The sequence below is a fragment of the Polaromonas jejuensis NBRC 106434 genome (assembly GCF_001598235.1).
GTDB lineage: Bacteria > Pseudomonadota > Gammaproteobacteria > Burkholderiales > Burkholderiaceae_C > Polaromonas > Polaromonas jejuensis.
The window spans coordinates 1-20,133 of sequence record NZ_BCYO01000002.1 but is presented as its reverse complement, the minus strand read 5'-3'; the positions used below and the strand labels follow the sequence as shown (position 1 = coordinate 20,133).

19 protein-coding genes are annotated in these 20,133 nt (G+C 63.2%); 15 read left to right on the top strand and 4 right to left on the bottom strand.

The features are described 5' to 3' along the window. Window positions 1-289 precede the first annotated feature (289 nt). From PJE01S_RS02535 to PJE01S_RS02495, 11 genes are all read left to right on the top strand, one after another. The gene (locus PJE01S_RS02535; RefSeq protein WP_084389350.1) at window positions 290-2,785 is read left to right on the top strand and encodes a DNA internalization-related competence protein ComEC/Rec2; all 2,496 of its coding nucleotides are present in this window, start codon (window positions 290-292) and stop codon (window positions 2,783-2,785) included. A gap of 85 nt (window positions 2,786-2,870) precedes the next feature. After that, complete coding sequence (locus tag PJE01S_RS02530; protein ID WP_068831586.1) at window positions 2,871-4,373, top strand: circularly permuted type 2 ATP-grasp protein; 1,503 nt, start codon at window positions 2,871-2,873, stop codon at window positions 4,371-4,373. Between the two features lie 2 nt (window positions 4,374-4,375). Further along, on the top strand, window positions 4,376-4,537 hold the full coding sequence (locus PJE01S_RS24960) for an alpha-E domain-containing protein (RefSeq protein WP_157090201.1): 162 nt from the start codon (window positions 4,376-4,378) through the stop codon (window positions 4,535-4,537). Between the two features lie 19 nt (window positions 4,538-4,556). Continuing rightward, a complete protein-coding gene (locus PJE01S_RS24260; protein ID WP_084389316.1) occupies window positions 4,557-4,718 on the top strand; it encodes an alpha-E domain-containing protein in 162 nt (53 codons plus the stop codon). 19 nt (window positions 4,719-4,737) lie between these two features. After that, window positions 4,738-5,700 (top strand): alpha-E domain-containing protein, encoded by a 963-nt coding sequence (locus PJE01S_RS02525; RefSeq protein WP_068831585.1) that lies wholly within the window; start codon window positions 4,738-4,740, stop codon window positions 5,698-5,700. Window positions 5,701-5,740: 40 nt separating this feature from the next. After that, window positions 5,741-6,562, top strand: coding sequence for a transglutaminase family protein (locus PJE01S_RS02520; RefSeq protein WP_068831908.1), 822 nt, complete (start codon window positions 5,741-5,743; stop codon window positions 6,560-6,562). 151 nt (window positions 6,563-6,713) lie between these two features. After that, window positions 6,714-7,685 (top strand): Bug family tripartite tricarboxylate transporter substrate binding protein, encoded by a 972-nt coding sequence (locus PJE01S_RS02515; protein WP_068831584.1) that lies wholly within the window; start codon window positions 6,714-6,716, stop codon window positions 7,683-7,685. A gap of 250 nt (window positions 7,686-7,935) precedes the next feature. Further along, on the top strand, window positions 7,936-8,415 hold the full coding sequence (locus PJE01S_RS02510) for a cyclic nucleotide-binding domain-containing protein (RefSeq protein WP_068831583.1): 480 nt from the start codon (window positions 7,936-7,938) through the stop codon (window positions 8,413-8,415). A gap of 128 nt (window positions 8,416-8,543) precedes the next feature. Further along, window positions 8,544-9,164, top strand: a complete 621-nt coding sequence (locus tag PJE01S_RS02505; RefSeq protein ID WP_084389349.1) for a DUF2846 domain-containing protein — start codon at window positions 8,544-8,546, stop codon at window positions 9,162-9,164. Window positions 9,165-9,296: 132 nt separating this feature from the next. Then, window positions 9,297-9,725, top strand: coding sequence for an SRPBCC family protein (locus PJE01S_RS02500; protein WP_068831582.1), 429 nt, complete (start codon window positions 9,297-9,299; stop codon window positions 9,723-9,725). 216 nt (window positions 9,726-9,941) lie between these two features. After that, complete coding sequence (locus PJE01S_RS02495) at window positions 9,942-10,613, top strand: hypothetical protein (protein ID WP_068831581.1); 672 nt, start codon at window positions 9,942-9,944, stop codon at window positions 10,611-10,613. Between the two features lie 166 nt (window positions 10,614-10,779). Here the strand turns inward: PJE01S_RS02495 and mltB are convergent, their stop codons facing one another. The 4 genes from mltB to PJE01S_RS02475 form a co-directional block, all read right to left on the bottom strand. Then, complete coding sequence (gene mltB, locus PJE01S_RS02490) at window positions 10,780-11,868, bottom strand: lytic murein transglycosylase B (protein WP_068831580.1); 1,089 nt, start codon at window positions 11,866-11,868, stop codon at window positions 10,780-10,782. Between the two features lie 28 nt (window positions 11,869-11,896). Continuing rightward, window positions 11,897-13,930 carry a transglutaminase TgpA family protein gene (locus PJE01S_RS02485; RefSeq protein WP_174548503.1) on the bottom strand — a complete coding sequence of 678 codons (2,034 nt, stop codon included), beginning with the start codon at window positions 13,928-13,930 and terminating at the stop codon, window positions 11,897-11,899. A 583-nt stretch (window positions 13,931-14,513) separates the two neighbouring features. Next, on the bottom strand, window positions 14,514-15,533 hold the full coding sequence (locus PJE01S_RS02480; RefSeq protein WP_068831579.1) for a DUF58 domain-containing protein: 1,020 nt from the start codon (window positions 15,531-15,533) through the stop codon (window positions 14,514-14,516). Between the two features lie 18 nt (window positions 15,534-15,551). Continuing rightward, window positions 15,552-16,472 carry an AAA family ATPase gene (locus PJE01S_RS02475; RefSeq protein ID WP_068831906.1) on the bottom strand — a complete coding sequence of 307 codons (921 nt, stop codon included), beginning with the start codon at window positions 16,470-16,472 and terminating at the stop codon, window positions 15,552-15,554. 41 nt (window positions 16,473-16,513) lie between these two features. On the opposite strand from PJE01S_RS02475, the gene PJE01S_RS02470 reads away from it, so the two are divergent. From PJE01S_RS02470 to PJE01S_RS02455, 4 genes are all read left to right on the top strand, one after another. Further along, window positions 16,514-17,467 carry a histone deacetylase family protein gene (locus PJE01S_RS02470; RefSeq protein ID WP_068831578.1) on the top strand — a complete coding sequence of 318 codons (954 nt, stop codon included), beginning with the start codon at window positions 16,514-16,516 and terminating at the stop codon, window positions 17,465-17,467. A gap of 22 nt (window positions 17,468-17,489) precedes the next feature. Then, window positions 17,490-18,299 carry an enoyl-CoA hydratase gene (locus tag PJE01S_RS02465; protein WP_068831577.1) on the top strand — a complete coding sequence of 270 codons (810 nt, stop codon included), beginning with the start codon at window positions 17,490-17,492 and terminating at the stop codon, window positions 18,297-18,299. Beyond that, a complete protein-coding gene (locus tag PJE01S_RS02460; RefSeq protein ID WP_068831576.1) occupies window positions 18,278-19,600 on the top strand; it encodes a mechanosensitive ion channel family protein in 1,323 nt (440 codons plus the stop codon). The genes PJE01S_RS02465 and PJE01S_RS02460 overlap by 22 nt, the downstream gene beginning before the upstream one ends. Before the next feature lie 241 nt (window positions 19,601-19,841). Next, window positions 19,842-20,133, top strand: a 292-nt coding sequence (locus PJE01S_RS02455) for an electron transfer flavoprotein subunit beta/FixA family protein (RefSeq protein WP_422630670.1), incomplete at its 3' end; no start/stop codon positions are given.

Sequence of the window (20,133 nt, the reverse complement as noted above, 5' to 3'; positions counted from 1 at the left end):
CGGTTTTATTTGCACCGTCAAGCTTGCAACACCACACTAGCGCAGGCCGCCACATCATGCGCCCTGCTGGCAAACAGCTTACCCGGGTTTGCCTGTATTTTGAAAGCAAGAGCTGCGCCATACCGGCTTTGTCGGCCCTTTGCCCTGATGGTCCGTTGAACTTGTGGCGGTAAATGCGATAGAAAAATAATGGGGGGAGGAGGCTGTGGACCGACCTGTTTCAGTCAGACGGTTGGCGGGTGGCATCAGCCCCGGGCTTGTTTTTGGTGGTTTCATCGCCGGTGTGGCCATGCAGTTGCAGCAGCCTGCGCTGTGGCCGGCCGGGTGGTATGCCGCGCTGGCGGCGCTGGCTTGCGTAGTGCCGAGTGTTCTGTGGCGCGTTCAAGCCTTCAACAACAAGGCTTCCTGGGGCATGGCCCTGGCCGTTGTTGTTTTGGCGGCCTTGCTGGGCTTGGGCCTGACGGGATGGCGGGCCGGCGTTTTCCAGTCCACCGCACTCGATCCCATGCTGGAGGGGCGCGATATCGAGGTGACTGGCAGGGTGCTGGCCATGCCGCAGCCGGGCGAAGACGGCGTGCGGTTTCGCCTTGGCATCGACGCTGCCCGCCTCAACGGGCAAACCGTCAGGCTGCCGCCGCAAATGCTGCTGGGCTGGTATTCGGGCTTTGGTGCGCGGGATTTCAAAAGCAGCGCCAGGGGGCTTGCAGCGCAGGACGCTGATCCCTTCGAACTGGGCCTGGCCTTGCAGCGCCAGCCGCAGACCCTTCGTGCCGGCGAGCAGTGGCGCATGACGGTGCGGCTCAAGGCGCCGCATGGCAACAGCAACCCCCACGGTTTCGACTACGAACTCTGGCTCTGGGAGCAGGGCATTCAGGCCACCGGCTATGTACGGGCCGGGCCGCAGGATGCGCCGCCGGCCAGGCTTTCGAGCAGCTGGCGCTATCCCGTGGAGCGCGCCCGCCAGTCGGTGCGCGAGGCGATTTACCAGCGTGTGGACAACCGGCAGCTCGCCGGCGTGCTGGCCGCGCTGGTGGTGGGCGACCAGAACGCGATTGAACGCGCCGACTGGGATGTGTTCCGCGCCACCGGCGTGGCCCATCTGATGAGCATTTCCGGCCTGCATATCACGATGTTTGCCTGGGCCGCTTCCTTGCTGCTGGGCCGTCTGTGGCGGCGCTCGGTCAGGTTGACGCCGCGGCTGTGCCTGGCGCTGCCGGCCAGCCATGCCGGGGCTTTGGGTGGGCTTCTTCTGGCCGCCTTGTACGCACTGTTTTCGGGCTGGGGCGTGCCGGCCCAGCGCACCATCTGGATGCTGGCCACGGTGGTGCTGCTGCGGCAAAGCGGCAAGCAGTGGCCCTGGGGGCAGACCTGGCTGCTGGCCATGGCGGTGGTCGTTGCGCTGGACCCCTGGGCGCTGATGCAGGCCGGCTTCTGGCTGTCGTTTGTCGCGGTGGGTGTTCTTTTTGCTACGGATTCAGGAGCGGCTGACGCCCGTGGTACCTGGGCTGGAGATCGAATACCTTCAGTAGCCCTGCCAAAGGCCGGCTTTTGGCGGCAGCGGCTCTCGAAATTTCTGGGCGGTCTTGTCCGTGCCGCGCGGGAGCAGTGGGTGGTCACGCTGGCGCTCACGCCCTTGTCGCTGCTGCTGTTCAACCAGGTGTCGCTGGTCGGCTTGCTGGCCAATGCGCTGGCCATTCCCTGGGTGACCCTGCTGGTCACGCCGTTGGCCATGCTGGGCGTGCTGTGGGCGCCGGTCTGGGATGTGGCGGCCTGGGCGGTCAGCTGGCTGGCGGTGTTTTTGCAGTGGCTGGCGAGCTGGCCGCTGGCTTCCCTCAGCGTGGCTGCCGCACCGCTGTGGTGCGCCGTGGCCGGTGTGCTGGGCGGCGCCTTGCTGGCCATGCACCTGCCGTGGCATTGGCGGGCGCTGGGCATTCCCCTGATGCTGCCGGTGTTGCTGTGGCAGCCGGCGCGGGTGGCGCCCGGGCAGTTCGAGTTGCTGGCCGCTGACATCGGGCAGGGCAATGCGGTGCTGGTGCGCACCGCCGGCCATACGCTGCTGTACGACACCGGCCCCAGGTTTTCACGCGAAAGTGATGCCGGAAACCGCGTGCTCGTGCCGCTGCTGCGCGCGCTGGGCGAGCGGCTGGACCTGCTGGTGCTCAGCCACAGGGACAGCGACCACATTGGCGGCGCGCCCGCCGTGCTGGCCATGCAGCCACAGGCCGGCTTGCTGAGCTCGATTGAAGACACGCACGAGTTGCAGGCGCTGCGCCCATCGACGCGCTGCGCGGCGGGCCAGCGCTGGGTCTGGGATGCGGTCACTTTTGAGGTGCTGCACCCGGCCGCCGCCGACTATGAACGGGTCAACAAATCAAACGCCATGAGCTGCGTGCTGCGTGTCTCCAACGGCAGCCGGACGGCGCTGCTGGTGGGCGATATCGAGTCGCCCCAGGAATTGCGGCTGGCCGAAGGCGCCAGCCTGGGCCATCCCGCCAGCCTGAAGGCCGATTTTTTGCTGGTGCCGCACCACGGCAGCAAGACCTCTTCCAGCGCGCTGTTCCTGGACGCGGTACAGCCGCGGCTGGCGCTGGCCCAGGCGGGCTACCGCAACCGTTTCGGCCATCCCGTCGAATCGGTGGTGGCGCGCTACGAGGAGCGCGGCATCCGGCTGATCCGGTCGCCGCAGTGCGGAGCGGCCACCTGGCGCAGCCTGACGCCCGCAGACATCAGTTGCCAGCGCGAGGCCGGCCGGCGCTACTGGCAGCATGCGCCCGAGCTTTATTAAAGGCGGGTGCACCGGCTTGGCGCATAACTTGCTAAGCTATGACTAAACATAGCGCTGCGCGCCAACCTTGCTGGAGATCAAGCCCATGAGCCGACCGATGTTTGATGAAATGAATGCCGCGGCATCCAGCGTCCGTGCGCACTACCAGGGCTACCAGCGCTGGCTGGCCCGGCAGGCGCCCGAGGTGATGGAGGCGCGTCGCGCCGAAGCGGAAATGATTTTTCGCCGCGTCGGCATCACCTTTGCGGTGTACGGCGCCAAGGACGAGGACGGCGCCGGCACCGAGCGGCTGATTCCGTTCGACCTGATCCCCCGCATCATCCCGGCGCATGAATGGGCCAGCATGGAAAAAGGGCTGGTGCAGCGCGTCACCGCGCTGAACCGCTTCATCCATGATGTCTACCACGGCCAGGACATCATCAAGGCGGGCGTGATCCCGTCCGAGCAGATTTTCCAGAATGCGCAGTTCCGCCCCGAGATGATGGGCGTGGACGTGCCCGGCAACATCTATTCGCACATCAGCGGCATCGACATCGTGCGCGCGCCCAATGCGCAGGGCGAGGGCGAGTACTACGTGCTCGAAGACAACCTGCGCGTGCCCAGCGGCGTGAGCTACATGCTGGAAGACCGCAAGATGATGATGCGGCTGTTCCCCGAACTCTTCAGCGAGAACCGTGTGGCCCCGGTGGCGCATTACCCCGACCTGCTGCTGGAAACGCTGCGCGCCATGGCGCCGCCCGCCACGGCCGAGCCCACGGTGGTAGTGCTCACGCCCGGCATGTACAACTCGGCTTATTTCGAGCATGCCTTCCTGGCGCAGCAGATGGGGGTGGAACTGGTCGAGGGCCAGGACCTGTTCGTGAAGGACAACTTCGTGTACATGCGCACGACGCGCGGCCCCAAGCGCGTGGATGTGATCTACCGCCGCGTCGACGACGACTTCCTCGATCCGCTGGCCTTCCGCCCCAACTCCACGCTGGGTTGCGCCGGCCTGCTCAACGTTTACCGCAGCGGCAATGTCTCGCTGTGCAACGCCATAGGCACCGGCGTGGCCGATGACAAATCCATCTACCCCTATGTGCCCAAGATGATCGAGTTTTACCTCGGTGAAAAGCCCATCCTCAAGAACGTGCCCACCTATATGTGCCGCAACGCCGAAGACCTGCACTACACCCTGGCCAACCTCAAGGACCTGGTCGTCAAGGAGGTGCATGGCGCGGGCGGCTACGGCATGCTGGTGGGGCCGGCCTCCACCCAGGCCGAGATTGAGGACTTCCGCAAGGCGCTTCTGGCCAACCCCTCGGGCTATATTGCCCAGCCCACGCTGAGCCTCTCCACCTGCCCGACCTATGTGGAAAGCGGCATTGCGCCGCGCCACATTGATTTGCGGCCCTTTGTGCTGAGCGGCAAGGAAGTGCAGATGGTGCCCGGCGGGCTGACGCGGGTGGCATTGAAGGATGGCTCGCTGGTGGTCAATTCCTCGCAGGGCGGCGGGACCAAGGACACCTGGGTGCTGCAGACCGGTGCCTCGTTGCCCACGCCTTCACCGTTTCAATCCCAGTCGCAGTCATTGGCGGGAGGAATTTAACCATGTTGTCGCGCACTGCCGATCACCTGTTCCGGATGTCGCGCTACACCGAACGCGCCGGCGACATGCCGCAGGCATTCGCGGGGATGACTCATCAATTGCGCGAAGCGCTTGTGAGGTCATCACCAAAACACGCAAAGCGCGTCAGCGCTTTCGGTGTTTGAGGCTTAAGAAGGAGAAAAAATGTTATCCCGCACCGCCGATCATTTGTTCTGGATGTCGCGCTACACCGAACGCGCCGGCGACATGCCGCAGGCATTCGCGGGGATGACTCATCAATTGCGCGAAGCGCTTGTGAGGTCATCACCAAAACACGCAAAGCGCGTCAGCGCTTTCGGTGTTTGAGGCTTAAGAAGGAGAAAAAATGTTATCCCGCACCGCCGATCACCTGTTCTGGATGTCGCGCTACACCGAACGCGCCGAAAACACCGCCCGCATGCTGGATGTGAATTACCAGACCTCGCTGCTGCCGCAATCCGATGATGGGCTGCAACTGGGCTGGCAGGGCCTGCTCAGCATCAGCGAGCTCAAGCCGTTGTACGCCGCCAAATACGGCGACAACGTCAATCCGCGTGATGTGATGGACTTCATGGTGCGCGACGAGAAAAACTCTTCCAGCATTGTTTCGTGCCTGCAGAACGCGCGTGAAAACGCCCGCGCCGTGCGTGGCTCGCTGACCACCGAAGTCTGGGAAACGCAGAACCAGACTTATCTGGAAGTCATTCGCATGTTGCGTCAAGGTGATTTTGAGCGCGACCCGGGCCAGTTTTTTGAATGGGTCAAGTTCCGCTCGCACCTGTCGCGCGGCGTGACGGCCGGCACCATGCTGCAGGATGAGGCCTTTCATTTTCTGCGCCTGGGCACGTTTCTGGAGCGTGCCGACAACACCGCTCGCCTGGTGGATGTGAAGTTTCACGCCGTGCAAAGTGATTTTCTCGGCATGGTCAGCGAGAAAGAGCAGGAGTTCGATTTTTACCACTGGAGCGCCATCCTGCGCAGCGTGTCCGCCTTTGAGGTCTACCGCAAGGTGTATCGCGACGTCATCAAGCCCGAGCGCGTGGCCGAACTGCTGATACTGCGGCCCGACATGCCGCGCTCGCTGCTGGCCTGCCTCAATGAAGTGATGGGCAACCTCGCCATGGTGACCAGCGACCCGCTCAGCGAAACCCAGCGCCGTGCCGGCAAGTTGCGGGCCGATTTGCAGTACGCGCGCATCGACGAGATTCTGGCGACCGGCCTGCATGCCTTTTTGACCCAGTTCCTGGACCGCGTGAACGAACTCGGCGCGCATATCAGCCGCGAATTCCTCGTTCCGGCCAACCATTGAAAATTGCCTTGACCCAAGAAATCCGTTGGGGCTGTTGCCCATGAAGCTGCACGTCCGTCACACCACCGATTACCGCTACACCGAGCCCTTGCGCTATGCGTTGCAAACGCTCTGGCTCACGCCGCAGTCCGGCCCGGCGCAGACGGTGTATTTCTGGAGCCTGGGCGCGCCCGAAAAGCTGTTTTCCCAGCTGGACGCCTTCGGCAACCCCATCCACTCCTACACCTTTGTCGGCCGGGCCACTGACAACGTGCGCTGGAGCCTGGTCAATGCCGCCGGCGAGGTGGAGACCTTTGGCATGGCCGAGTTCACCGATGTCGGGACCTTGCCGCATCCCGACTTCTTCTTGCGCGCCACGCATCTGGCCGCACCGCATCCGCTGCTGGCCGAGTTCGGCCGGCGCTTCATCGCGCCCGGGGCGACCGGCGGTCGGGCCGAATTGAGCGAGCTTTTGGCCTTGAGCCAGGGTGTGGCGGGCGCAGTAAGCTATCAAAAAAATAGCACCAATGTCACCACCACGGCGCTGCAAGCCTTTGAGGCGGGTGCCGGCGTGTGCCAGGACCAGGCCCATGTGATGGTGGCGATCTGCCGCAGTCTGGGTATTCCGGCGCGCTATGTCAGCGGTTATTTCTACGCCGCCAACGAACCCGACCTGGCCAGCCACGCCTGGGTTGATGTGTGCCTGGATGCCGCCACGCGCCGCTGGATCAGCATCGATGTCACCCACGGTTGCCTGATTGACGAGCGCCATGTGCGCCTGGCCATGGGCACCGACTACGACGCCTGCCCGCCCATCAAGGGCGTGCGCCAGGGCGGCGGTGTGGAGTCCATGACGGTGGATATCACGATTGAGCCGGTTTGAATGGGCTTGGCTTGAAATTTGATTGATGGGATCTGCCCCTCTTTTCTCCAAATAGCTGCCCGCATCCGGGAAACTACTCATGCCTTTTGCCAGCTGATTGACAGCCGCACCCTTTAAGGTCGGGGAACACCACTGATCACAAGGATTCGACATGAAACGCCGCAACCTCCTGCAGGCCACTTCGGTAGTCATCGCCATGCCCTCGCTGGCCTGGGCGCAGGACAAATACCCCAGCAAGCCCATCACCCTGATCTGCCCCTATGCCGCCGGCGGCAACGCCGACCAGCGCTCGCGCCAGATCGGCAGGTTCATTTCCACCGCGCTGGGCCAGCCGGTGCTCGTGGACAACAAGCCCGGCGCCGGCGGCAACATCGGCACCGAGGCCGTCGCCCGGGCCAAGCCGGACGGTTACACCATAGGCATGGGCAACTTCGCGCCGCTGGCGGTCAATCCGACCATGTTCAAGAAAATGAATTTCGATCCGGCCAAGGACCTGGTGCCGGTCTGCCTGATCGAAAAAGGCCCGCTGGTGCTGATGGTTCCGGCGAATTCGCCGTTCAAGAGCGTCAAGGACATCATCGCCGCCGCCAAGGCCAGTCCCGGCAAGCTGTCGTTTGCCTCGGGCGGGCTGGGCGGGTCGCACCATTTGTCGGGCGAGATGTTCAAGTCGCTGGCCGGCCTGTCCATCACGCACATTCCCTACAAGGGCGGAGCGCCCGCCACGACCGATCTGATGGGTGGCCAGGTGGACATGATGTTCGAGCAGATGTATTCGGCCGCTCCCTCGATCCGCGCCGGCAAGCTGCGCGCGCTGGCCATCACCAGCAAGACGCGTTCGCCGCTGTTTCCCGATTTGCCCACCATGGCCGAGGCCGGCGTGCCGGGCTTCGAGGTCCAGAACTGGCAGGGGCTGGTGGCGCCGGCCAGTACGCCCGCGGCCCTCATCAAGCTGCTCAATGAAACCGTCAACAAGGCGCTGGCCGACCCGACCATCAAGGAGCAGATGCTGGGCCAGGGCAACGAACTGGGTGGCGGCACGCCCGAGCAGTTCGCCGCCCTGATCAAGTCGGAAGCCGATCGCTGGGGCAAGCTGGTCAGGAGCGCGAACATCAAGCCCGAGTAGCGCTCCCTGCGTTGGCGCTGTTCGATGCGCTCGGCCAGCAGGTCGATGAAGGTGGCCTTGCCCACGTGGATGCGTGACCCCGGGGTGATCGCGGTACGGATGTGAGAGACATCAGGGTCAAATTCGACTTGTACTTGCGCGTCGATTTGCAAAATGGGAGACTTGACCCTCGACCTCATAGTCGCAATACAAGACTTCTTTCCCCAAGTCTCGCCGCCATGATGAGAGCCGCCCCCATCGGACACCAAACATGGAAATTCTCGACCCCGCAACGCTCCATGAGTACCTGGCCGCTGACGCCTTCGAGCAAATGTCGGCCTTCGGCGCGCTGTCGCAGAGTTTTGTCGCGAAGCTGCTGGCCGACGGTGAAGTACTGAAGTTGACAGCCGGAGAGACCCTCTACCGCAAGGGCGATACCGCCGATAGCTTCTTCGTGCTGCTAAGAGGTCAGATCACCGTTTATGAGGATACCGACGGCGGCAAGGACGTCATCCGAGTCATGAACGCGGGAGAAAGTGTTGGTTTTCCGGCGATGATCGCGCTGCGCCCGCGGCGCTTCAGCGGCGATGCCGCCGATGACTGCATCGTGGTGAAGGTGTCGAGTCAGGAGTTTGCCGACCTCTACATCTGGGACCCGCAGCAATTCGCCATTTTTTTCATGAGCCTGTCGCGCGATATGAGCCGTTTTCTGAGCGACACCGCGGGTAGACCGGGAAAGCACCAGGATTAGCGGCGCACGGACCGCGCTTCGCCTCTCCACTTTTGATGGCTTTTAACGCTCTTCTCACATGGGGGTGTTGCAAGCCGTGGTCTGCCGCTCATCTCTATGGTTAGCGCTTCAACAAGGGAGATGCCTACATGAAACACTTTTTCGGAATCTTCACGACAGCCATGGTTCTGCTGCTTGCAGGATGCGCTTCGGTGCCTATGGCACCCCTGGATCAGGATATTCAGGCGAAGGAATTTTTACCCGCCCCAAGCAAGGCATCCTTATACATCTATCGCAATGAAAGTTTTGGCGCCGCAATACCGATGACCGTATCGGTTAACGGAAAGGTGCTGGGCCAGACGGCGGCAAAGACTTATTTTCGGTTGAATGTTGTCCCGGGAAAATACAGCGTCGAATCCCACTCCGAGAACGTTTCCAGTCTTCCTCTGTCCGTCGAGGCAGGAAAAAACTATTTCGTGTGGCAGGAAGTAAAAATGGGAATGTGGACGCCAAGAAGCTTGTTGCAACAGGTCAACGAAAGCACCGGACGCGCTGGCGTAACGGAGTCAAAGTTAATTGCTTTTTCGGTTTCAGATAAGGACTTGACGCCACTTGATACGCCGATAAACGCTCCGCTTTCAGCATCTCCAGCGCCCCCAGGCGATTCTGTAAATCAAAAGTTACGAGAACTACAAAATCTGCAAAAGGACGGCGTCATTACCGAAGAGGAGTTTCAGAAAAAGAAGCAGCAACTTCTGGAGAAACTCTAATATGGTGGTCTGGAGGGATGCTCCGCAGGCGGGCTTCGCCCAGTCGCTCCGCGTCACCTCTCACCTCTGCGTCAGGCGGGCGGCTCATGTACCTTGGGTCACCCCTCACTCAAGGACATATAGGAGCGCAACATGCCAGATATTCTTCACCGGGTTGGCGTTGATGCACCACTTGAAAAGGTTTTCAACGCCCTCTCTACGATCGAAGGCCTCCAGCATTGGTGGATAAGCGAAACCACTGGAGAAACGAGCGTGGGCGGGTTGATCAACTTCGGCTTCTGCCAGATGAGGGTGCTGGAATCCAAACCTTTCTCTCTCGTGCATTGGAAGTGCACAACGGGTCCCGATGAATGGGTGGGAACTGAAGTGTTCTTCCGATTGGAGAGGAAGGATGATCAGACCTTCATTCTCTTCAAACACGCCAACTGGAAAGAGCCTGTTGAGTTCATGCATCACTGCAGTACCAAATGGGCCACCTTCCTGCTAAGCCTGCGGGATTGGCTGGAAAGTGGTGGAGGGCATCCGACACCGCATGACATCAAGATCCATGTGGGTGATTGAGGCAGAAGCTTTGCGTCCATGCCCCGGCCACTGAGTCAGCGTGCGCGGCGACTCCATGATGCGCAGATGGGGCGCCCTATTGAGGAAGCAATGCCCGAACTGGATGCGCGTCAGGCTCAGGGTTTCGGTCCGCGGCAGTGTTCAGCTGCCACGGCCAACTGAAATGCGGACTTTGCAAGAACGTGGGGTGCCAACCAATTAGCGGTAGGAGGCATCATGTTGATCGCGCGGCGCAGGTTTCCTGCTCTCATTCTGGTGTGTCTGGGTTTCTCAGGATGCGCCGGCTATCGCGGTGGTTGGGAGAGTGTCGCCTACCTAGGAGACACTCCCCCTGCATTCTCCAGCGAAGCTCCCACCCTCCATGAGGCACGCAACCGTGCCGCGTTGAACGTCCCCGGGTTGCAACTGCGGGTGGCGATCAACAACCAGCTGCGTACTTATGACACACAGGTCTACCTGTTCGCCCTCCCGTTGTCTGTCGACCCGCGCAATGTCTACCCTCAGAACCACGAGCCGGGGAAGACGCGCGTGTTTGTCAGCGTAACACCCACAGATCCAGGGTTCGTTTTTCGTCCTTCACTGGCTGTGCTCAGCATAGCGGGCAAACGATTCACAGGCATCGCCGGTTTCGACTTCGACATGTGGGACCTGCAGGGAAACCGCGTCAAGCAGGGCGGCAAGTGGGATCATCGACCTGTCGAATCGGACTTCGCCCTCATGGAGCCTGGCCGACGGTATCTCCTGTCGATAGACTTCGCCACACCCGTGCCGTCACCGGAGTCTCGTGACATTGGGGTCGACTTGTCACAAGCGCTCCGGGCGACACAGCATCCGCCGTTGCCGCTGATCCGGTTTGCGCCGGTTCGCTGGAAGCAAGGCTATACCTGAGTACCCGGGTTTTCCCATCCCGGAGCACTGCGAGTCCATGGAGTTTGCTTTCGCGTGAAAGATGGCTGGCGTGTTTAGTCGCCATGGAGCCCAACCCTTCCGTTGATCGGACATGCCCCGTCAAGCCAGGTCATGCTGACTCACGTCAAACATGAGCAGGGCCAATTTATGGCTTGACCCGCGCCGCCACTTCCCGCCCCAGCTCAATCACCGCCATGGCGTAGTAGCTGCTCCAGTTGTAGCGCGTGATGGCGTAAAAGTTCTCGGTGCCGGCGACGTAGGTGGGCGCATCCGGGCCGTTGAGCAGTTCGATCAATGCCAGCGGTCCTTGGTGCTGCAGGGCCTGGCCTTCCAGCACCGCGCCCTTGGCGGTGAAGCTGGCGACGCTGAAGGTTGGCAGGATGTCGGGCGCCATCAGGGCGTCCATGTCCAGGCGGCTGCTGTCAAAGCTCACCGGGTAATGCGTGGGCATGCCGGGCTTCCAGTCGAAGGCCTTGAAGTAGCTGGCGACGGAGCCGATCACGTCGGCCGGGCTGTTCCACAAGTCGATCTTGCCGTCGCCGTCGAAATCCACCGCGTACTTGACCCAGCTCGAAGGCATGAATTGCGGCATGCCCATGGCGCCGGCATAGCTGCCTTTGGCCTCGAAGGGGTCATTGCCCAGGCGGCTTTGCAGGGTCAGAAACTGCTCGATCTCGCCCTTGAAGTACTCGCTGCGCTCCTGGGCGCGCGGGTGGCTGGCCGGAAAGTCGAAGGCCAGCGTGCTCAGCGCGTCCATCACGCGGAAGCTGCCGGTATCGCGGCCGTAAATGGTTTCCACGCCGATGATGCCGACGATGATTTCGGGGGGCACGCCGTATTCCTTTTCAGCGCGGGCCAGGCTGGCCTGGTTCTCCAGCCAGAAGCGCCGGCCGGCCTCGATGCGAATCGGATCGATGAAACGGCTGCGGTAGACCTTCCAGTTTTTCACAAAGGGCTTGGTGGCGGGCTGCATCAGCCGCGCCACGGTGGCGTTGTAGCGCGACTGGCCGATGGCCTCGCGCACCCAGGCCGGGTCCAGGTCGCGCCGGCTGGCCAGGTCGTCGGCAAACTGCATGGCCTCGGGCCGCGTGGCATAGGGCGGGCCTTGCACGGCGGTTTGGGTGTTTGCCGTTTTTTTCGAGGGTTGTACCTCGCCAGCGCTTGCTGCACCTGCGAGGGAGGCTATTAAAAATATAGCGAGTTTGAATCGGTGAGTAAGCGTTGAAGGTGTCATGCGAAGAAAGTAGGGCGTTGCAGCAATTTTAAGCAGGCCATGAGAGCCGGCTGAATTGTTGCCTAAGCCGGTGCAGCTCCTGGCGCTGGCTTTGCGGGTGGGCGGAGGTCGCCGCGTAGCGCTGCGACTCCAGCCGCATCAGCCAGTCATGCAGCGCCTGCGCCTGGCCGATTTGCCCGCCATTGAATTTCGCCAGCACCTGCCGGGCCAGCTGGCGCGGCGAGCTGGCTGGCGTGCTGTGGATGCCGGCCCGGGCCAGCCGCTTGCGGGCGCGCGCCAGCAGGCGCAGCCAGGGGTCGTGCTGGCTGCGCTCCCAGCGCGCCCAGGCGGCGCCCGCCAGGCTGGCCAGCACGATGCTGCCGAGCAGCAGGTCACTCAAATCTTCCCAGCTCGGCGATTGAAAGCCGATGTCTTTCAGCAGATTGAGCTGCTGGCCCTGGGTGTAGTTGAGCACCCGCTGGGACCAAGCGTTGTTCACGGCCTCCCAGGTGGCGCGCAGCTGGGCCATCAAGGTGGGGCTGAGGCTGCCCAGCGTCTGGGCGACCACGCCCTGGGGGGCGGCCAGCCGCTGGAAGGCGCCGGTGCGGCCGGGCGCGACGGCCGAGGTCGGGTCCACGCGCACCCAGCCGCGGCCCGCCTGCCAGACTTCGGCCCAGGCATGGGCATCGCTTTGCCGCAGCACCCAGAAGCCGTCGACCGAATTTTGTTCACCGCCCTGATAGCCGGTCACGATGCGCGCAGGAATATCCATGGCCCGCATCAAGATCACAAAGCTGGAGGCGATGTGCTCGCAAAAGCCTTGCTTGCGGTCAAACCAGAATTCATCGGCCGTGTGCTGGCCATACACTCCGGGCTCCAGCGTGTAGCTGTAGCCGCCGGTGCGCAGGCGCTCCAGCGCGGCCTGGACCAGTTGGGCGGTGCTGGCGCCGGCATGGCGCGGGTCGCTGCGGATCTGCTCGGCAAGCGCCTGGGTGCGCGGGTTGAAACCCGGCGGCAGTTCCACGAATTCCTGTAAGCCGGCCATACGTTGCGTGGGGCCGTGCCGGAAGCTGGGGTAGCTTTGCACCTTGTAGCGCACCAGGTCGGTGATGGGGCGATCCACCCGCCATTGCAGGTCCGCCTGCATCGTGCTCTGATAACCCGGCAATTCGGGGCTTTGCGTGGCGGCCTCCATGACGAAGAGCCAGGGGCGGCTGGTGGGCGCCAGCGTGACTTCATAGCGCACGGGCGCGCCGGAAACGGCGAGCTTGGCTCCAGCCCCGTTATTGCCGTCACGCGAAGCCGCACCAAAACGCGGTGGCCGCCACTCGCGCCCGTCAAAGCTCGACAGCACCGGGCCGCGAAAATACAAATCGGGCTGCGCGGGCGGGCGGCCTTCAAACCGGATGCGCATGGCGATGCTGTCGTCCAGCGCCAGGCTGGCGATGTTGCCGACCTGCATGCTGGCGCTCAGGCCGCTGCGGCCCGTCATGGCATCGCCGGGAACGCCCCACAAGGGCGCCAGCCGCGGAAACAGCACAAACAGCAGCACCATGATGGGCGCGCCGAGCAGGGTCATCCAGCCGGCGGTCTTGGCGGCCAGCGCCAGGGGCGGTTTGCCGACTGGCAGGTGGGCATTGACCAGCACGGTCAGGAGACCCAGCAGCCCCAGCAGCATGCTGAACGCAGTGAGCAGCGATTGTGAGTAGAAGAAATTGCTCAGCATGCAGAAAAAGCCGAGGAAGAACACCACGAAGGCGTCGCGCCTGGCGCGCAATTCGAGGGTCTTGAGCGTCAGCAAGACCACCAGCAGGGTGACGCCGGCGTCGCGGCCCAGCAGGGTTTTGTGTGTGGCCCAGGTGGCGCCCATGGTGAGCGCCAGCAAGGCCAGCAGCCACCATTTTCCCGGTAGCGGCCGGGCCTGCAGGGCCAGCCAGCCGCGCCAGAGCAGCACCGTGCCCGCCAGTGCGCTGCACCACAGCGGCAGATGGGCGGTTTGCGGCAGCAGCAGCCAGGCGATGACCAGCAGCAGGAACAGTGTGTCGCGGGCGTCGCGGGGCAGGGTGGTGAGGCGGATCAGCATTGATATCCGCCTGGTGCTGGTCTTTTTGAGGGCGGAAGCCGGGTCTCGCCCCGGCGGGCGAGGCACTTTTCTTTGCTTCGCCAAAGAAAAGTACCCAAAAGAAAGGCGACCCGCAGTCTGGGTCCCCTGCGCTTCGCTACGGGGCACCTTGCGGTGCTCGGTCCAAGCGGGGTCTCGTGCAAACTCGCTTCGCTCAGACAAGCACGAGCCCTGATCCGCCTGGCCCTGCGCTCCTCAGCCCAGCCAGAACGGGGTGGGAAAGAAATACCAACAGCCGAACTCCGCAAGTACGCGCTTTGGCGCGTACTTGTTTTAGTGTTTGTATTTGGTACCTGCTTTTTTGCCTGTCCCGTCCTGGCTGGGCTGAGCAGCGCAGATGGAGGCGGGATCAGGGCCGCAGTTGTTTGAGCGAAGCGAGTTCTGCGGACCCCCGCCGTAGTCGAGCAGCGCAGGTTGCCCGGAGCGAAGCGCAGGGACCCAGACTGCGGGTCGCCTTTTCTTTGCTTACTTTCTTTTGGCGAAGCAAAAGACAAGTAAGTCGCCCGCCGGGGCGAGACCCGGCCTGCTCGCACATCGACAAAGCTCAACATACCGCCAACGCCTCCAGACAAAGCCGCTTATGCGCCTCCCCACTGCCGGGCTTGATCTCCAGCGAAGGCAGCCTCAACCCATAGTCGAGCGCCAGCTTGTCGGCCAGCAGCACCCAGGCGCAAAGCCGCGAAAGTTTTTGCTCCGTACCCGCCGTACCTGCCCGCATGAAGTCCAGCCAGAGCTCGTGCCGCTGGGCCTGCTGGGTGTCGCGCACCACCAGGCCGTTGCCTTGTCCGTCGTCCTTGGCGGCCTTTTTCCAGACCACCAGCTTCATGGGGTCGCCGCGGCGATAGCCCCGCACGCCGTCAAATTCGCCTGTGATTTGCGCCCGTGCCGCAAGCGCGGCGCCGCCGGATCGGGGTTCCCCCGGAGGGAGGGGCGGCGGATGCAGTTCGGGCGCCGGGTAGACCAGCATCTGCGCCGCGGGCCGCCAGACCGTCCAGACGCGGAAGGTGCCCAGCGGAAAACGCGTTTCGGCGGTCAGCGTCGGCAGGCGGTGCAGGCCGCGCCGGGCGGGCGTGAAGGCCACCTGCACCACGCTGCTGCCTTGCGCCGGCACGTCCGTCCAGGCCCAGTGCCGCTCTTTCCCATTTTCTGCGGCCACATCGTGAGGGTCCAGCACGCTCAGGCCGATGCCGTGGCGGGCGGCCCGTCGGGTGCTCGTGAGTTTGATGTCAAAAGTGGCTGTAGCGCCCGCATACTGGGCGTGAGGTGCTACCAGGTTCATAGCAAGACCGCGCAGCGTGCCATGGCTGACATGCATGCCCACCAGGGCGCAGCCGGCCAGCAAAAACGTCAGCAGGTAACCCAGGTTGAGCTGGTAGTTGATGGAGGCGACCAGCAGCACCAGCAGGGTGAGGCCCAGCATCAGCCCCGGGCGCGTCGGCAGGATGTAGACATTGCGCTGGGTCAGCGTGACGCTGTCGGTCAGCGGCAGCCGGCTTTGCCACCAGCTCTGAAAGCGTCGGCGTATCGGGGAAAACGGGTTGGGAATGAACGCCGGTGAGGCCATGATTCGCTGCCGTCCGCTTCAGGGCAGGGGCACAGCATCCAGCATGGCCCGCACCTGCTCCAGCGGGCCGCGGCCCGCGCCGCTGACGGGAATGAGCCGGTGCGCGGCGGTTTGCGGCATGACGGCGGCAATGTCATCGGGGGCGACGTAATCCCGCCCGTTCAGGAAGGCCTGCGCCCTGGCGGCCCGCATGATGGCGATGCCGGCGCGCGGGCTCAGGCCCTGCAGAAACCAGCGGCCCGAACGGGTCGCGGCCACCAGGTCCTGCAGGTAGTTCAAGAGCGGCTCTGCGGCATGCACCTGTGTGACCAGTTGCTGCAGCTCCAGCAGGTGGTGCGGCGCCAGCACCGCCGGCAGCTGGTCCACCATCTCGCGCCGGTCGCTGCCCCTGAGCAGTTCGCGCTCGGCGGCGCGATCCGGGTAGCCCAGTGAAATCCGCATGTGAAACCGGTCCAGCTGCGATTCGGGCAGGGCGTAGGTGCCCAGCTGGTCGTGCGGGTTTTGCGTGGCAATCACGAAAAACGGCACCGGCAGGGGCCGGGTTTCGCCCTCGACCGTGACCTGCTTTTCCTCCATGGCTTCGAGCAGGGCGCTCTGGGTTTTGGGGCTGGCGCGGTTGATTTCATCGGCCAGCAGCACCTGGGCAAACACCGGCCCGGGGTGGAACACAAAACCTTCTTTCTGGCGCTCGTAAATCGAGACGCCCGACAAATCACTGGGCATCAAATCGGCGGTGAACTGCACGCGTGAAAACTGCAGGCCGAACGAGCGCGACAGCGCATGGGCCAGCGTGGTTTTTCCCACGCCGGGAACGTCTTCGATCAGCAGATGGCCGCCGGCGAGCAGGCAGGCTACGCAATCGCTGACCTGGGAGGGTTTTCCGACAATGACCGTGTTAAGCTGATTCAGGAGCGCTTGAAGTTTTTCTTTGACGTGCATGCCGTCAACCATAACGCAAATTTTTTGTAAAAATTTCCCTGATGAACGCGACTGGTTATTTCACCCACAAGGACTGCTGGAAGCATGAAATGGGCGAGGGTCACCCCGAGTGCCCGCAGCGGCTCGACGCCATTGAAGACCGCTTGCTGCTCACCGGCGTGGGCGATGCGCTGGCGCGGCGCGAGGCCCCGCAAGCGTCTTTGGGCGACATCGAGCTGGCGCACGACCGCATGCTGGTGGCGGCGATCCGTGGCTTGAGCGAAGGCCTGGCCGATGACATCCGGGCCGGCGGCCCCGCCTACGCGCAGATTGATCCCGACACCTCGATGAACGTGCACACCTGGAACGCCGCCTTGCGCGCCGCGGGCGCCGCACTTGCGGCTACCGACAGCGTGCTGGCCGGCGAGCTGGAAAACGCCTTTTGCGCCGTGCGCCCGCCTGGCCACCATGCCGAGCGCAACAAGGCCATGGGTTTTTGCTTTTTCAACAACGTGGCCATTGCCGCCAAATATGCGCTGGAGCGCCACGGCCTCAAGCGCGTGGCGATTGTGGACTTTGACGTGCACCACGGCAACGGCACCGAAGATATCTTCCGCGGTGACGACCGGGTGCTGATGGTGAGCTTTTTCCAGCACCCGCTTTTCCCTTTCAGCGGCGCCGACACGCAGGCCCCCAACATGGTGAACCTGCCGGTGCCGGCCTACACCAAGGGCATGGCGGTGCGCGAGCTGATCGACATGATGTGGATGCCGCGCCTGGAGGCCTTCAGGCCCGAAATGATTTTCATCAGCGCCGGCTTCGATGCGCACCGCGATGACGACCTGGGCCAGTTGGGCCTGGTCGAGCAGGACTATGTCTGGATCACCCAGCGCGTCAAGGATGTGGCCAAGCGCCATGCGCAGGGCCGCATCGTCTCCTCGCTCGAAGGCGGTTACAACCTGGGCGCGCTGGCGCGCAGCGTGGAAGCGCATATTCGCGTGCTGGCTGATTTATAGCGAGTTATAGCGAGGAGTTTTCATGAACACCACCGTACATGCCGATGTGTCGCCGCCCGTCCTGCATACGCAGGATGCGCGGGGCGTTCATTACCTGGTCCTGAACCGCGCGGGCACTTTCAACTCATTGAGCGAAGAGGTCCTGGCGGCGCTGCAGACGGCCCTGGATGCGATTGCCCTGGACAGCGCCGCACGCGTGGCGGTGGTGTCGGCCGAGGGCAAGGTGTTTTGCGCCGGCCACAACCTCAAGGACATGCGCGCCCGGCCCGAGCTGGCCTACTACCAGAAGCTGTTTGCCCAGTGCTCGCGTGTCATGCTCAGCATCCAGAATCTGCCGGTGCCTGTGATTGCCCGGGTGCAGGGTCTGGCCACCGCCGCGGGCTGCCAGCTGGTGGCGCAGTGTGATCTGGCGGTCGCCAGCAGCAATGCGAGTTTTGGCGTCAACGGCATTGATGTGGGCCTGTTTTGTGCCACGCCCAGTGTGCCGCTGGTGCGCAACATGCCGGCCAAGCAGGCCATGGAAATGCTGATGACCGGCGAGTTCATCACCGCCGACGAGGCGCGGGCCAGAGGCCTGGTCAATCGTGTGGTGCCGCTGGAGGCGCTGGACAACGAGCTTGAAAAACTGCTGCAGACCTTGCTTGGCAAGCCGCGCGAGGCGCTGGCCATGGGCAAGGCGCTTTTTTACCAACAACGTGAAACCGGGGTGGAAGCGGCTTACCAGCTGGCGGGCCAGGCCATGGCCTGCAACATGGTCCACCCGGTCGCACAAGAGGGCGTGCAAGCCTTCATCGAGAAAAGGAAACCTCAATGGCCAGCTCCGGCGCCTTGAATCTTCGTCCCGCTTCCCCCGCCGGTATTGACGGTCTGGACGGCTGGTTTGCCGCCCTGACCCAGCCCTCGGCCCTCACCGAACTCGCCGCCCTGATTGCCTGCGCCTTGTTGGCCTGGCTGGTGGCGCGCGTGGTGAGCCGTGCGCGCCGGGTGGTTGACGACTCGTCGATTCTTTTTGGGCGGCGTATTTTTGATGGCGTGCTGTTCCCCTTGTTGCTGCTGTTTTTTGCCCATGTGGCCCAGGCCTTGCTGGCGCAGGTGCTTACTGTGGCGGTCTTCAAGGTGGCCATTCCGGTGCTGCTGGCCCTGGCCGTGATTCGCCTGGGCGTCAAGGTGCTGCAGGCCGCCTTCAAGGACGCGCCGCTGGTGCGGGCGCTGGAGCGCACCATTTCCTGGGGCGCCTGGATGGCCATGGTGCTGTGGGTCAGCGGGCTGTTGCCCGTCATTCTGGACGAATTGGATGGCATCCGGTGGAAGGTGGGCGGCTCGACCCTGTCGGTGCGCACCATGCTGGAAGGCACGCTGACCGCCGGCATCGTCATCCTGATCACCTTGTGGATTTCATCGGCCATTGAGGCGCGCCTGCTGCGTTCGGCCACGGGCGGCGAGCTGTCCCTGCGCAAGGCCATCAGCAATGCCACGCGCGCGGTGCTGATGTTTGTGGGCTTGCTGCTGGCGCTGTCCTCGGTGGGGATTGACCTGACGGCCCTGTCGGTGCTGGGGGGGGCGATCGGCGTGGGCGTGGGTTTCGGCTTGCAAAAGCTGGCCGCCAACTATGTGAGCGGTTTTGTGATGCTGGCCGAACGCAGCGTGCGCATCGGCGACAGCGTGCGGGTGGACACCTTCGAAGGCCGCATCACCGACATCAATGCCCGCTACACGGTGGTGCGTGCGGCGTCGGGGCGTGAATCGATTGTCCCGAACGAGATGTTCATCAGCAGCCGTGTTGAAAACCTGACACTGAGCGATACCCGCTTGCTGCAGTTCACCGTGGTGTCGGTGGGCTATGACAGCGACGTGGAACTGGTGACGCGCCTGCTCATGGACGCGGCCCTGAATCAGGCTCGCGTGGTGCGCGATCCCGGGCCGTCGGTGGCGCTGACCAATTTTGGGGCCGACGGCCTGGAGTTCACGCTCAATTACTGGCTGGGCGATCCCGAAAACGGCCTGCAGAACCTGCGCTCGCTCATCAATCTGGCCATTCTTGAGGCGCTGCGCGCGCACCGCATCGACATTCCGTATCCGCAGCGGGTGCTGCATACCCCAGTCAGTCCGGTGGAGGCCGTCAAGCCTTCCTGATCCCGGCAATGCGGGTGTCGCAGGGCCTCACGCCGAATCAGCGGACGCGCGCATGAGCGCTGTTGGGTGGGGGCTCTAATTCCCTGGAAGCCGCCCTCTATAATAAAAAAGAACGGTCGTTCTTTTTAATGTGCCCCCTGATAAACCCTTGGGGCGGCTAGGCAGCCCAGTAGCGTTGCGCTGCAGCATAAAATGAAACGCTTTACGTTAACGTCAATTCAATAAACTCTGGAGCCGTGCAATGAAGGTCTTGGTCCCCGTCAAACGTGTAGTCGACTTCAACGTCAAGGTCCGCGTCAAATCGGACGGCACCGGCGTCGACATCGCCAACGTCAAGATGAGCATGAACCCCTTTGACGAGATCGCCGTCGAAGAGGCCGTGCGCCTGAAGGAAAAAGGTGTGGCCACCGAGGTCATCGCCGTCAGCTGCGGCGTGGCCCAGTGCCAGGAAACCCTGCGCACCGCCATGGCCATAGGCGCCGACCGCGCCCTCCTGGTCGAGACCGCCGAGGAGCTGCAGCCGCTGGCCGTGG

What these genes read in the sequence shown, in the direction of transcription:
- PJE01S_RS02535 (WP_084389350.1), top strand. Translation starts at nt 290, where the DNA reads ATGCAGTTGCAGCAGCCTGCGCTGTGGCCGGCCGGGTGGTATGCCGCG.
- PJE01S_RS02530 (WP_068831586.1), top strand. Translation starts at nt 2,871, where the DNA reads ATGAGCCGACCGATGTTTGATGAAATGAATGCCGCGGCATCCAGCGTC.
- PJE01S_RS24960 (WP_157090201.1), top strand. Translation starts at nt 4,376, where the DNA reads ATGTTGTCGCGCACTGCCGATCACCTGTTCCGGATGTCGCGCTACACC.
- PJE01S_RS24260 (WP_084389316.1), top strand. Translation starts at nt 4,557, where the DNA reads ATGTTATCCCGCACCGCCGATCATTTGTTCTGGATGTCGCGCTACACC.
- PJE01S_RS02525 (WP_068831585.1), top strand. Translation starts at nt 4,738, where the DNA reads ATGTTATCCCGCACCGCCGATCACCTGTTCTGGATGTCGCGCTACACC.
- PJE01S_RS02520 (WP_068831908.1), top strand. Translation starts at nt 5,741, where the DNA reads ATGAAGCTGCACGTCCGTCACACCACCGATTACCGCTACACCGAGCCC.
- PJE01S_RS02515 (WP_068831584.1), top strand. Translation starts at nt 6,714, where the DNA reads ATGAAACGCCGCAACCTCCTGCAGGCCACTTCGGTAGTCATCGCCATG.
- PJE01S_RS02510 (WP_068831583.1), top strand. Translation starts at nt 7,936, where the DNA reads ATGGAAATTCTCGACCCCGCAACGCTCCATGAGTACCTGGCCGCTGAC.
- PJE01S_RS02505 (WP_084389349.1), top strand. Translation starts at nt 8,544, where the DNA reads ATGAAACACTTTTTCGGAATCTTCACGACAGCCATGGTTCTGCTGCTT.
- PJE01S_RS02500 (WP_068831582.1), top strand. Translation starts at nt 9,297, where the DNA reads ATGCCAGATATTCTTCACCGGGTTGGCGTTGATGCACCACTTGAAAAG.
- PJE01S_RS02495 (WP_068831581.1), top strand. Translation starts at nt 9,942, where the DNA reads ATGTTGATCGCGCGGCGCAGGTTTCCTGCTCTCATTCTGGTGTGTCTG.
- mltB (WP_068831580.1), bottom strand. Translation starts at nt 11,868, where the DNA reads ATGACACCTTCAACGCTTACTCACCGATTCAAACTCGCTATATTTTTA.
- PJE01S_RS02485 (WP_174548503.1), bottom strand. Translation starts at nt 13,930, where the DNA reads ATGCTGATCCGCCTCACCACCCTGCCCCGCGACGCCCGCGACACACTG.
- PJE01S_RS02480 (WP_068831579.1), bottom strand. Translation starts at nt 15,533, where the DNA reads ATGGCCTCACCGGCGTTCATTCCCAACCCGTTTTCCCCGATACGCCGA.
- PJE01S_RS02475 (WP_068831906.1), bottom strand. Translation starts at nt 16,472, where the DNA reads ATGCACGTCAAAGAAAAACTTCAAGCGCTCCTGAATCAGCTTAACACG.
- PJE01S_RS02470 (WP_068831578.1), top strand. Translation starts at nt 16,514, where the DNA reads ATGAACGCGACTGGTTATTTCACCCACAAGGACTGCTGGAAGCATGAA.
- PJE01S_RS02465 (WP_068831577.1), top strand. Translation starts at nt 17,490, where the DNA reads ATGAACACCACCGTACATGCCGATGTGTCGCCGCCCGTCCTGCATACG.
- PJE01S_RS02460 (WP_068831576.1), top strand. Translation starts at nt 18,278, where the DNA reads ATGGCCAGCTCCGGCGCCTTGAATCTTCGTCCCGCTTCCCCCGCCGGT.